Annotated in this window: 11 protein-coding genes and 2 tRNA genes; 4 read left to right on the top strand and 9 right to left on the bottom strand. The window is 30.8% G+C overall.

Translation table 11 applies throughout. The features are described from left to right. Positions 1-203: 203 nt before the first annotated feature. From MHN29_RS12855 to MHN29_RS12835, 5 genes are all read right to left on the bottom strand, one after another. A complete protein-coding gene (locus tag MHN29_RS12855; RefSeq protein ID WP_235274973.1) occupies positions 204-905 on the bottom strand; it encodes a porin family protein in 702 nt (233 codons plus the stop codon). Position 906: 1 nt separating this feature from the next. Further along, positions 907-1,635, bottom strand: a complete 729-nt coding sequence (gene ubiE, locus MHN29_RS12850) for a bifunctional demethylmenaquinone methyltransferase/2-methoxy-6-polyprenyl-1,4-benzoquinol methylase UbiE (RefSeq protein WP_235274972.1) — start codon at positions 1,633-1,635, stop codon at positions 907-909. A 21-nt stretch (positions 1,636-1,656) separates the two neighbouring features. Further along, positions 1,657-2,550: a NifU family protein gene (locus MHN29_RS12845; protein ID WP_235274971.1), complete on the bottom strand. Its 894-nt coding sequence runs from the start codon at positions 2,548-2,550 to the stop codon at positions 1,657-1,659. Between the two features lie 115 nt (positions 2,551-2,665). Then, positions 2,666-4,060, bottom strand: coding sequence for an OmpP1/FadL family transporter (locus MHN29_RS12840; protein ID WP_235274970.1), 1,395 nt, complete (start codon positions 4,058-4,060; stop codon positions 2,666-2,668). A 48-nt stretch (positions 4,061-4,108) separates the two neighbouring features. After that, positions 4,109-5,344 carry a hypothetical protein gene (locus MHN29_RS12835; RefSeq protein WP_235274969.1) on the bottom strand — a complete coding sequence of 412 codons (1,236 nt, stop codon included), beginning with the start codon at positions 5,342-5,344 and terminating at the stop codon, positions 4,109-4,111. A 148-nt stretch (positions 5,345-5,492) separates the two neighbouring features. Between MHN29_RS12835 and proS the strand changes: the two genes are divergently transcribed. From proS to rpsT, 4 genes are all read left to right on the top strand, one after another. Continuing rightward, positions 5,493-6,971 (top strand): proline--tRNA ligase, encoded by a 1,479-nt coding sequence (gene proS / locus MHN29_RS12830; RefSeq protein ID WP_235274968.1) that lies wholly within the window; start codon positions 5,493-5,495, stop codon positions 6,969-6,971. 282 nt (positions 6,972-7,253) lie between these two features. Then, positions 7,254-7,325, top strand: a tRNA-Glu gene (locus tag MHN29_RS12825). Between the two features lie 121 nt (positions 7,326-7,446). Next, positions 7,447-7,518, top strand: a tRNA-Glu gene (locus MHN29_RS12820). 34 nt (positions 7,519-7,552) lie between these two features. After that, positions 7,553-7,804, top strand: coding sequence for a 30S ribosomal protein S20 (rpsT, locus tag MHN29_RS12815; RefSeq protein WP_150900989.1), 252 nt, complete (start codon positions 7,553-7,555; stop codon positions 7,802-7,804). A gap of 273 nt (positions 7,805-8,077) precedes the next feature. Here the strand turns inward: rpsT and rodA are convergent, their stop codons facing one another. From rodA to mreC, 4 genes are read right to left on the bottom strand one after another with little or no spacing between them, the layout of a single operon-like run. Next, the gene (gene rodA, locus MHN29_RS12810) at positions 8,078-9,355 is read right to left on the bottom strand and encodes a rod shape-determining protein RodA (protein WP_235274967.1); all 1,278 of its coding nucleotides are present in this window, start codon (positions 9,353-9,355) and stop codon (positions 8,078-8,080) included. Continuing rightward, entirely contained in the window at positions 9,336-11,219 is a 1,884-nt protein-coding gene (mrdA, locus tag MHN29_RS12805; RefSeq protein ID WP_235274966.1) for a penicillin-binding protein 2, read from the bottom strand. Before mrdA ends, rodA begins: the two co-directional genes overlap by 20 nt. A 48-nt stretch (positions 11,220-11,267) precedes the next feature. Next, positions 11,268-11,774 (bottom strand): rod shape-determining protein MreD, encoded by a 507-nt coding sequence (mreD, locus tag MHN29_RS12800; RefSeq protein ID WP_235274965.1) that lies wholly within the window; start codon positions 11,772-11,774, stop codon positions 11,268-11,270. Next, positions 11,767-12,588, bottom strand: coding sequence for a rod shape-determining protein MreC (gene mreC, locus MHN29_RS12795; protein ID WP_235274964.1), 822 nt, complete (start codon positions 12,586-12,588; stop codon positions 11,767-11,769). Before mreC ends, mreD begins: the two co-directional genes overlap by 8 nt. Between the last annotated feature and the right edge of the window lie 6 nt (positions 12,589-12,594).

The following is a 12,594-nucleotide window of genomic DNA, read 5'->3' as shown; positions in this document are numbered from 1 at the left end:
GGGGGGCATCTATCTTTTTAAGTAAGTAAAGAATGGTTTTTGGAAACAAAAACCATTCGTTTTTTATAAAAAAAATAAAGAGGAATTGTGACTTAAACTTATTTTAAGTGTCTTACATAATAGAAGAGAAAAGGAAATATAATTTTTTAAATTATAGCCATAAAAAAACAGCTAATCAATTAGCTGTTTTTTTTATTGTTTTACTATTCAAAAGAGAGGTGTAAGAAAACTCCTCTTGTTCCTAAAAAGTCAATTGGGTCTGTCCATTGACTAGGATTTCTGTTATCGTACTTAAGCTCATTGTTTACAGCAAAGACTCCTCTTATAGAAGGTGAGAATTTAAAATAACTAAGGTAAAAGTCAACACCAATACCTATTTCATACATAAAGTTACTAGTGGTTGTTCTAAACTCACCTGCAAAATTATCATCGCTATTATTTTCATTACTAGAAAAATTATAGTCATAAGAAATACCTCCTAATACATAAGGTCTTATATTGTTAAGTCTATTAGTGCTTAACTTTAAAATTAAAGGTAGGTGTAAATAAGTAGCTCCCACTTCTCTTGTTCTTACATTATCAGCCCCAGCAATATGTTTAAAGGTTAATGTTTTGGTATTAGACATTAAACCAGGTTCAAATCGTAAGTTTACATTATTATGTAGTCTTAAATCTGCAATTAATCCTACGTTAAATCCAACAGAAGAACTTACTTCTACTTCGGCATTGTTAAATCCACTAGGTTTATATGCAACTTTATATCCGTTACTATTTAAGCCTAAATAAAATCCATAATGAAATAGAGGTTTATCAAAACTAGGTAAATTCAATACTTTTTCTTGTTGAGCTTGAGAAGAAATTGAAAAGATTCCAAGGATTCCGAAAAGTAAAAGTTTTTTTAGCATACTATTTTAAAGCGGTATAAATTGATGCAACTCCAAAAGTTACAGGTAAATTCTTTGCATTCTTAAACCCATTTTTTTGTAAAATATTGTTGAAAGCTTCTCCAAAAGGAAAAGAATTAGCACTTTCGGACAAATATGAGTAAGCAACTTTATCTTTAGAAAAGATTTTTCCTATAACAGGTAAAATAAAATTGGTGTAGAATTTATATCCTTGTTTAAAAGGAAACTTAGTAGGATTAGATGTTTCTAAAACAACAAACTTACCACCCGGTTTTAATACACGTAGTATTTCCTTTAATCCTTTATCCAAGTTTTCAAAATTTCTTACGCCAAAAGAAACAGTAATAGCATCAAAGGTGTTGTCTTCAAAAGGAATATTTTCACTATCGCCAACAATCATTTCTATTTTTTCAGACAAGTTAGCTTTTGCTACTTTTTGTTTTCCAACTTCTAACATTCCAGCAGAAATATCTAAACCAACAATTCTTTGTGGTTTTAACGCAGACATCATTAATGCTAAATCACCAGTACCAGTTGCTATATCTAATATTTGTTGGGGATTGTTTTCACCAACGAGCTTCACAACTTTTTTTCGCCAGCTTACATCAATTCCTAAAGAAATAACTCGGTTTAATCCGTCATAATCTTCAGAAATATTGTCAAACATTTTTGCTACTTGCTCTTTCTTTCCTAATTCAGAATCTTTATATGGTTTGATGCTTTTTGACATTTGATTTTTTTTACAATAAGATTATCCGTTAATAGCTACTACTTCACTAATTTGGTTAGGAAGCATTTCTTTAAGCATTGTTTCTATACCGTTTTTTAAAGTAACTGTAGATGATGGACATCCACTACAAGCACCTTGTAAAATAACACTTACCTGTTTTGAACTTTCATCATATGATTGAAAAGCAATGTTTCCACCATCAGAAGCAACTGCTGGTTTAATATACTCGTTTAAAATATCAACAATTTTAGCTTCAATATCAGTTAAATCTTCTTTAGGAATCTCAACATTTTGTTTTGTTTGTTGTTTAGGAAGCTCTTTAATAATTGTTTTTCCTTGTTGAATATATTCTCTAATGAAAGTACGTACTTCTTGATATACTTCATTCCATTCAATCATATCATATTTAGTAATAGATATGTAGTTTTCGGAAATAAAAATCTCTTTTACAAAAGGAAAAGTAAATAATTGTTGAGCTAAAGGCGAAGATTTACTAGCCTCTTCAATATTTTGAAACTCAACATCTGTTTGAGTAAGAGCTTTGTTAGTTCCAAATTTCATTACAGCTGGATTTGGTGTAACTTCCGCATATACTTCAACAGCTTCTTTTTTGGTAGTTTCTTCCGTTACTACAGACTTTCCTTCTTGTAAGTAGTTTTCTATCTGTTCACGAACTTCTTCTTCTACATCATCCCATTGAACAATGTCATATCTCTGAATAGCTATGAAGTTTGCTGTAACTAATACTTTCTTTACAAAAGGAAGGTAAAAAAGTTTTTGCGCTAAAGGTGAGTTTTTAGCTTCGTCTATATTGTTAAACTCATAACTACCTCCGTTTACTAGAATAGTATTACTAATAAACTTTAGTATTGTTTCGTTATTTGTTTCTTGTATATTTATTTTGATCGAACTCATAAGTTGTAAAATGAAGTGCAAAATTACGGTAAAAAACTGATATATGTATATATAAAAAGTCCTGCTTAAGCAGGACTTTCATGTTCTTTATTTTTTATAAACTATAAACTATAAACTATAAACTAAAAGTAATAGTTCCTGAAATTCGTGTAGTGTTGTTATTCAATTCAATAGGGTTTACATTTACGTTTGGTGAGTTATATATGTTATAAGGACTATTGTTTTCTGATTTACGATATGCTAAATCAAATTTAAAATCTCCAAAATTATAACCTAAACCTAAAGAGTATCCTTTTGTATGATCCTTACTTAATGCATTTTTAAATGGGCTCTCTTCAAAATGATAACCACCTCTAATACTCATATTATCGAATCGCCATTCAGTACCAATATTTAAAGAATGTGCGTTTTTAAAATCATTAACAAAGTTTTGATTTGCAGTTATAAAAACTGGATCGTTCTCTTGAAATTTCGTTCCGCTATAATCTCTGTACGTGTAATCCGCACTAATTAATCCTTTTTTACCAAAAACTATTGCAGCACTAGCAGTTAATCTACTAGGAGTTCTTAATTTGAATATATTAGAACTAAATTGTTCGCCGCTGTTAACATCTGTAGGTTGGTTTGAAGCAGAAATGTCTGTATACCCTAACCAGTCATCATATCTAGCATTATTAGGATCAAAAACATTTAAATTACTTTCTTCAAATACTTCAGGATACCAAGTAGGAGTTTCATAAGCTAAACCAAAACGGAAAGCTTGATTTACTTTATATATAAAACCAGCACTTAATGAAATTCCATTTCCTTCAAAAAAGCTATCCTGGATATTTAAAGCGTTTAAAGTATTACCGTTTGTATCTTCGTTTGTTTCCCTTAGTCTTGTTACTTGACCAAATCTAAAGCGATGAAATTTTATACTTGCTCCAGCAAATAACTTATTTTGATGTACAGCAGAGAATCCCATTTCTAAAATAGAACTTTCTCCTATAGTGGTATTGGTAAATCGTTGCTCTTGTCCATTGTCAAACTGATTAGTTGTGTCATCTGGGTGTTCATTAAATAGAGCTTGCCCACTATTACCTCTAGAAGAAAAAGAGTTTTCAAAATCACTTTTAAGTCTATAGTTAATATTTAAAGAAAAACGATTCCAATCAGAGCTATTTGCAGAATCAAAAGATAAAATAGCTCCTGCTTGAGAAATATTAAAATAATTGTCACTAGTATTTGTGTTAGTTCCGTAGTATGAAGCTAAGAATTCAGTGTTTCGATTGTTAAGGGTAGCAGAAAAAATACTTTTTTGAGCAACAGCTCCACCTGCTGGATTGATACTTATAGCAGAAACGTCTGCTCCAAGTGCTCCAAAAGCACCACTCATAGCTTCAAAACGAGCAGTTCCAAAACTATCATCTTTTGAAAAAAGTATCCCTATATCATTGTATCCTAAAGATTGAGAATAGGCAGTATAAGTACTGGCGATAATTATCGCAAAAGTTAAAATTCTTTTCATGTCTTTGTTAATTAGTTTAAAAACTTATTTAGGTAGGGTTGGTTAAATTTATCTACGTCTGCTACTTCTTGAACTACTTCTACCGCTAGAATAACTTCTGCTAGAAGAGCTACTTCTCGATGGTGTAGAATAACTACGAGTACTTCTCGATGGAGTTGAGTAACTTCTCGAGCTTCTACTTCTTGTTGGAGTAGAATAACTTCTAGAACTTCTCGTAGATCTATTTGTTGTAGTTTTAGAAGGTTTGTATCCGCCTGTTTTATAACTTCTACTGTTACTTCTTGTATTGTAACTGCTGCCACGAGTACTTCTTGTGTTACTTGAAGTCCTATTACCTCTAGTGTATCTATTTGAACTTCTTGAACTACCACGTGTGTTATACCCTCTTGTACTTCTTGTAGATCTTCCACTAGAATTGTAGCTACGTGTAGACCTTCTATTTGATGAGTTGTATCCGCGAGTATTACCTCTAGTACTTCTTACAGATCTAGTACTTCTGGTATTACGACGAGTAGAATAACTTCTATTATTTCTTGAATAAGCATTAGATGATCTTCTTGATACTGAAGTACCTCTTCTTCCAGTAGTATATCCTCTTCTGTAAGTAGAAGCAGTTCTGTATCCTCTATATGGGTTCGCACCTCTGTAAGGTCTGTAAAATCTATTATTGTAATATGGGCCGTAGAAGTGATTCCTGTAAAAAGGAGGGCAATAAAAAGAATTATAAAAACCACCAACTCCTACATAAAACCCAGAGTTATATGGATGCCAGTAAGGGTTGAATCCCCAATAACGAGTTCTCCACCAAGGACCATAGTAACCGTAATCAAAGAAAGGATCCCAATCCCAAGCATTATAATACCCCCATCTTGGTGAGGTGTTAATATTAATTACAACATCACTACTATTTGTATTGTACCCCCAAGGAGAGTTAGAATTATAGGTAATATTAGTTTCTTGCTCTTCTTCATTAATAATATCCTCTTCAGGATTGAAGTCAGAATCATCAGATTTATAACTTTCAATATCTGTAAAAATATCTGTTCCGTTTAATGCATCTAAACGTTCTATTTCTTTTGTAAAATAGTTTTCGTTGTATTCTTTATACTCTTTTCTATCAGCAACAACAACTCTACGTTCAGTCTCTATTTCTTGATCATCAGCATAAATTCCATCATCACTACCGGCAACCGTTTGGACTGTTCCGCAAGAAACAATTGTAGTAATCATTAATAATGATATAATGTATAAAGGAAGCTTGGTGTGGTAGTAATGTAACTTCATGTCTTATGTTTTTAGATTAGAACTAGCTTAATAAAAAACTGAAATGCAAAAAACAATTTCTTTGTTGGGCTTGTAGCCTTTTTAATGTAGTTTTGCAAATACAATTTTACGCATAAAAAATAACAATTTTTGTGCCAAACTTTTGATTATGAGCAAACATTTAACAAAAAGAGCAGAAGATTACTCTAAATGGTATAACGAATTAATTGTAAAAGCTGATTTAGCTGAGAATTCAGCAGTAAGAGGATGTATGGTAATAAAGCCTTACGGTTTTGCAATTTGGGAAAAAATGCAGGCAGAATTAGACAGAATGTTTAAGGAAACTGGTCATGAAAATGCATATTTCCCCTTATTTGTACCTAAAAGTTTGTTTGAAGCTGAAGAAAAAAATGCTGAAGGTTTTGCAAAAGAGTGTGCAGTAGTTACTCACTACCGTTTACAAAATGATCCTGATAATGAAGGGAAGTTACGTGTAGATCCTGAAGCTAAATTAGAAGAAGAGTTAGTAGTTCGTCCTACTTCTGAAGCTATTATTTGGAATACATATAAAGGGTGGATTCAATCGTATAGAGATTTACCTTTATTAATTAATCAATGGGCCAATGTAGTTCGTTGGGAAATGCGTACACGTTTATTCTTACGTACAGCTGAGTTTTTATGGCAAGAAGGTCATACAGCTCATGCAACTAAAGCAGAAGCTGTTTCAGAATCTGAGCAAATGCAAGAAGTATATGCAACATTTGCAGAAAACTTTATGGCAATGCCAGTAGTTAAAGGAGCAAAATCTGAAAGTGAGCGTTTCGCAGGAGCTGATAATACATTAACTATAGAAGCATTAATGCAAGATGGTAAAGCATTACAAGCGGGTACATCTCACTTTTTAGGGCAAAACTTTGCAAAAGCATTTGATGTGAAGTATACATCTAAAGAAGGAAAGCAAGAACATGTTTGGGCTACTTCTTGGGGAGTTTCAACTCGTTTAATTGGAGGATTGATTATGACGCACTCAGATGATGCAGGTTTAGTATTACCTCCTAAATTAGCTCCAATTCAGGTAGTAATTGTACCTATATATAAAGGAGAAGAGCAATTAGAAGCAATTTCAGAAAAAGTTGATATAATTGTTAAGGAACTAAGAAAGAAAGGAATTTCTGTTAAATTCGATAATAGAGATACTTTTAGACCAGGGGCAAAATTTGCTGAATATGAATTGAAAGGTGTTCCAGTAAGAATAGCTATGGGTAAACGTGATTTAGAAAATGGTACAGTTGAAGTAGCAAGACGTGATACTTTCGAAAAACAAACTGTTGCTAGGGAAGAAGTAGTAGATGTTGTAGAAAGTTTATTAAATGAGATTCAAGAGAACTTATTTAAAAAAGCTTTAGATTATAGAGATAGTCATATTACAGAAGTAGAGACATTTGAAGAATTTAAAGATGTTATAGAAAATAAAGGAGGATTTGTTTCTGCTCACTGGGATGGTACTATTGAAACAGAAGATAAAATTAAAGAATTAACTAAAGCAACAATTAGGTGTATTCCTAATGATGCAAAAGAAGAAGTTGGAAAATGTGTTTTCACAGGAAAAGAATCGTCTAAAAGAGTTCTTTTTGCTAAAGCATATTAAAAATTAAGCCCTGCTAATAAGTAGGGCTTTTTTATGTTTTAATTTAAGTGTAAGTCTAGTTTGTAATTTTAATACAGAAAAATTAAAATAAGGATCTTTTCTTTTAGGATTTAAGAAGTTTTTTTATTTTTATGAAAATCAGTTGTTTATATTGGTGTGGTTTAAAAGCTATTTCTAGCAAGTAAAAAAAATCACTTAAAAAGTAAAAAAAAATGAAAAAAGCTTTTGGTAAATAAAAAACTGTTTCTATATTTGCACCCGCAATCGCAAAATGATTGTTTTGGTCCGTTCGTCTAGGGGTTAGGACGCCAGGTTTTCATCCTGGTAACACGGGTTCGATTCCCGTACGGACTACAAAGTTAATTGACATTTATAAAGAGTTTAATTATATTTATAATTGGAAAATTAAAAATAAAATTATTGCAAATATAAAAAGTTATTGTATATTTGCACCCGCAATCAAAACGATTGTTTTGGTCCGTTCGTCTAGGGGTTAGGACGCCAGGTTTTCATCCTGGTAACACGGGTTCGATTCCCGTACGGACTACAAAGTTTTTTATAAACAAATAAGAATTAATAAAATGGCAAATCATAAGTCAGCAATTAAAAGAATTAGAAGTAACGAAGCTAAGCGCTTAAGAAATAAATATCAGCATAAAACAACTCGTAATGCTGTTAGAAAATTAAGAGCTACTGAAGATAGAAAAGAAGCAGAAGGTATGTTTTCGTCAGTTGTATCTATGTTAGATAAATTAGCTAAGAACAACGTAATTCATAAAAATAAAGCTGCAAACTTAAAGTCTAAGTTAGCAAAGCACGTAGCAGCTTTATAGAAAAAATAAGATTAGTTAATAGTAAAACGTTTCAATTTCGATTGAAACGTTTTTTTTGTGCTTTAAATTTAAAATAACATTTTATTCAAGGAGTTGTTTTTGATTTTTTTGAGTGTAATTAAGGAAGAAAGTTTATACAGAGTATAAGAGTATTAATCTGTTTGATAATGTTTTCCTTTAATAAGCTTATTAAGGAGTGTATATAGCTGTTTTTATGGCGCACAAATACATATTCTTCTATCGGTAGAGGAAAAAGAGTTGTTAAAAAACTCCTTACCAATCGTATTTTTTGTGGGCATCTAAACGAATGAAAATAAATAATAGAAGTGTAAAGCCCCATAATGAAGATCCACCATAACTAAAAAAGGGCAGAGGTATTCCAATAGTTGGTAATAAGCCTATAACCATTCCTATGTTTACAATTAGGTGAAAAAATATTATAGAAGCTACTCCATAGCCATAAATTCTACCAAATTTATTTGTTTGTTTTTCCGATAAGTATATAATTCGATATAGTAAAAACATAAACAGGATAATAACTAAAGAACTTCCCAAAAACCCCCATTCCTCACCTACAGTACTATAGATATAGTCAGTTTCTTGTTCAGGAACAAATTTTCCTTGTGTTCTATCGCCTTGTAAAAAACCTTTACCTAGAAAGCCTCCTGAGCTAATGGTTAATTCTGATTGATATGTGTTATATCCTTTTCCTTTAAGGTCTGTGGTTTTTCCTAAAAGAATATCAAATCTGTCTTTTTGATGAGGTTCTAATATGTTATTGTAAGTGTAGCTAATACCTAAAATAGAGATACTAGTAACAAGATATATGCTGATTATTTTTATGGCATTAAAACGTAAAAAACGCTTGTCTTTATACAATCCATATAGCACGGATAAAGTAATAATTGTTAAACAGATAAAAAGTATCCATTTAGCTCCAAAAGATATTGTAAGTATAAAAAGTATTATTGATAGTGTACCAAAAATTATGTAAGCAAGTGTTAATCCTTCTCTATTTAAAACAAAAAAGAAGGCAAAATAAATTAAAACTGATCCCATGTCAGGCTGAAGAGCAATAAAAAAAGCAGGTAAAAATATGACAAAGAATGCTTTTATTTGATTTTTAACAAGTTTCAAATTATACTGTCTGTCACTCATTAATTTTGCTAAAGCAAGTGCTGTAAATGCTTTTGCAAATTCTGAAGGTTGTAGACCAATACCACCAAAATTATACCAAGAAGTTGCTCCATTAATTTTCCGTCCTAATACTAAAACTCCAGCTAATAAAACTAGTGAAACTATATATAGAACACTGGCGAATTGTTCGTAGAATTTTGAATTAAAGAATAGAATTAAAATAATTACAGGTATACTTAGGCAAATGAAAATTAATTGTTTTCCATATTTACTCGAAAAATCAAAAAATTCTCTTGTATCATCAGTAGATGAAGCTGCGTAAATATTCATCCAGCCAAAACCAACTAATACAATGTATAATAAAACAAGTATCCAATCGATACCTTCAAATATGTTATTTCGTTCCTTGCGCAAGTGTATCTTTCTTTTGAATTAATTTATCATATTGCTCTTGAAGACTGTAGTTAATCATTCTGTCTTCTAAGTTTTTTCGAGAAACCTCTCCTTTAATATAGCTTTCAATCATTAAACTAGTTATTGGAGCAGCTATAGTAGAACCGTACCCTCCGTTTTCAATATAAACAGCCATTGCTATTTTAGGGTTGTCCTTAGGAGCAAAGGCAATTAATATAGAATGATCAGGAGCTGTTACCTTTTCTCCGTCTATAATTTTAATTTTGTTTTCAGCAGTACCTGTTTTACCGCATATTTCAATACCTTTTATTTGATACCATTTTGCTGTTCCGTAGGTGAAAACTTCGTGCATTGCATCTATTGCAATAGGAAAATGTTCAGGGTCAATTGTAGTAACTCTCTTAGTTGTATAAGTTGAATCAGTAATTGATTTATTATCTATTTTTTTTACAATATGTGGTGTGTAAAAATATCCTTTGTTAGCAATAGCAGCAGTCATATTTGCTAGTTGCATTGGTGTGGTAAGTATTTCTCCTTGTCCAATTGCGTTTGAAATAGTATAGGTGGATTTCCATCTGTTTTTATACCATTTGTTATAAAATAAAGTATCTGGAATCATCCCTTTTCTTCCAGAAGGTAGATCATAACCTAAATAATTTCCTAAACCAAAACTTTCAACATGCTTATTCCATTTTTCCATTCCTATTTTAGGGTTGCCAGATTTATCTACAATTTTCTTATAAGCAGTAGCAAAATAGCTATTACAAGATTTTGCTATCGCTGTTTTTAATCGGATAGGTCTTCCTACAATACCACAGTGACACCCCATAAATTCATTTTTTCGATTACCATATCTGTATCCATGTTGGCAATAAACTCCAGTATTTTTATCAATAACTCCTTCTTGTAGTCCTATTAGGCCATTAATAATTTTAAAAGGCGATCCCGGTGGGTACATGGCTTGTAAACCTCTATCGAAAGTAGGAATGTTTATAGTGTCATTAAATAATTTTACGGAATTAGGAGATCTTTTTCGTCCGACCAATAGATTTGGGTCATAGGATGGAGCAGTAACTAAAGCTAAAATTTCTCCAGTCTTAGGTTCAATAGCAACAATCCCGCCTCTTTTACCTTTCATTAATAACTCACCATATTGCTGTAGTTTAGTGTCTATGGTAAGTGTTAAATCTTTACCAGGAACAGCTAGTGTATCGTATTTCCCATTTTTATAGGTCCCTGTAATTTTATTTAGGTTATTTCTCTTGAAATGTTTTTTTCCTTTAACTCCTCTAAGGACGTTTTCATATTGTTTTTCAACACCTAGTTTTCCTATTAACTCTCCTTGTTCGTAATAGTTACTGGCTTTTGCTTTTCTTTCATTAACCTCCGCAATGAATCCTACAATGTTAGCAGCGGATTTAACAGGGTAATTTCTAATAATACGTTTTTGAATATAAAAACCTTTGTATTTAGGTAATTTTTCTTGTAAATAAGCAAAGTCTTCTTTTGCCAATTGTTTTAAGAAAACTGAGGGTAACCAGCGAGCAAATTTTACCGCTTTTTTATAACGTTTTTTAAAACTTTCTTTATCAATTTTTAAGAGAGAACAAAATTCTAGAGTATCTAAAGGTTCAACATCTTTAGGCACTATCATTACATCATATGATAATTGATTAGCTACTAATAATTTTCCATTACGATCATATATATGACCACGCTCAGGGTAGTCATATTCAATTTTTACAGTAGAGCTTTGTATTGGGTTTTGATTACCGCCACGAAGTATCTGTAATTGGAAAAGCCTTACGATATATATGATTCCAATTAATGTGACTAAAAAAAATAGTAAAAAACTTCGTTTCATCCGCTGTTTTTATCTTTATTGTTGATGACAGATGTTGTTAAAATATGGTTATGCAAGTTTTCTTTTAAAGATAAAACTTCCTAAGAAATATAATACTAACGTAAAAACACTAGAAAAAAGTGTTTTAATAAGTACGTCTGAAAAATTATAAAAACTAAAATTAATTAAACTAAATAAAATGAAATGATGTATAAGTGTTAAAATTACAGTGTAATTAAATACTTTATCAAATGTTTCTAACCTTAGGTTAAATAATAAATAATCAGATTCTGTTTTCTTAAAGATAGTTTTCACTAAAAATAGTCTTATATATGCTATGAATAAAATAGAAAAAGCATGCATGCCTCCTGAGTTAGAAAAGCTATCAACACATAAGCCAAGTAAAAAAGCTAAACTTAAAAAAGGAAAACGGTTAGTGTTTAAAGGGTAAAGAAAAACAAAAACTATATATAAATAAGGATTTACATACCCTAAAAAAGATACATTGTTTAACACAAGAACTTGTAATAACAAGAGAAAAACAAATAAAAATATGATATAGATAGTCTTATTCATTTTCTACAGTTTTAATTTCTTTTTTATCTAAATTTATTATCATGTAAACATGTCCTAAGTTAGACATATCATTAAATAATTTAACATCAATAGTGTTAGAAGCTGATAATTTTTCAGGAACTTCAAGTATAGTTCCAATAGGGATTCCTTTTGGAAAAATAGTAGATTTACCTCCAGTTATAATTGTATCTCCAACCTTGAAAATTGCTTGACGAGGAATGTCTGTTAATTGAACTGTATTGTAATCTTTTCCATTCCAAGTTAAAGTCCCAAAATGATTGTTGTTTTTAAAGCTAGCATTGATTCTACTTTTTGAATTTAAAATAGATTGAACTCTAGCATATTTACCAGAAACATTATCAGTAATTCCTATAACTCCTTTACTATTAATAACAGCCATTTCTGTAGAAACACCATTTTTTGAACCTCTGTTGATAGTTATAAAGTTGTTGGATTTGTTATATGAGTTATTGGTAATTTTTCCGTTAATGTATTTGTATTGTTGGTTTGGATATAGCGAATCTGACACTGAAGTAATTTTTGTTGTGTCTATTATTGCGTAAATTTTTTCTAATTTATTTCGCAACAAAGTATTTTCTTCAGCAAGTAAGTTGTTTTGGTCTTTTAAATTTAAGTATTCAGAAATTTCTGAAGACTTATTATACAAGCCACCAGTAATAAAATTAGTTGAGCTAATAAATTTACTTCGGTGAAAAGAGTGATTATTAATGATTAATGCAACAGCAATAATTTCTAAAAATAGAAAAAACAAAAAGTGTTTATACTTCTGTAAGAAATAAATAAGCTGTTGCATAAATAA

The sequence above is a fragment of the Tenacibaculum sp. Cn5-46 genome (assembly GCF_022347705.1).
Classification (GTDB): Bacteria; Bacteroidota; Bacteroidia; order Flavobacteriales; family Flavobacteriaceae; genus Polaribacter; species Polaribacter aiptasiae.
Note: the sequence above shows the minus strand (reverse complement) of the source record. Positions and strands in the feature narration are given on the sequence as shown.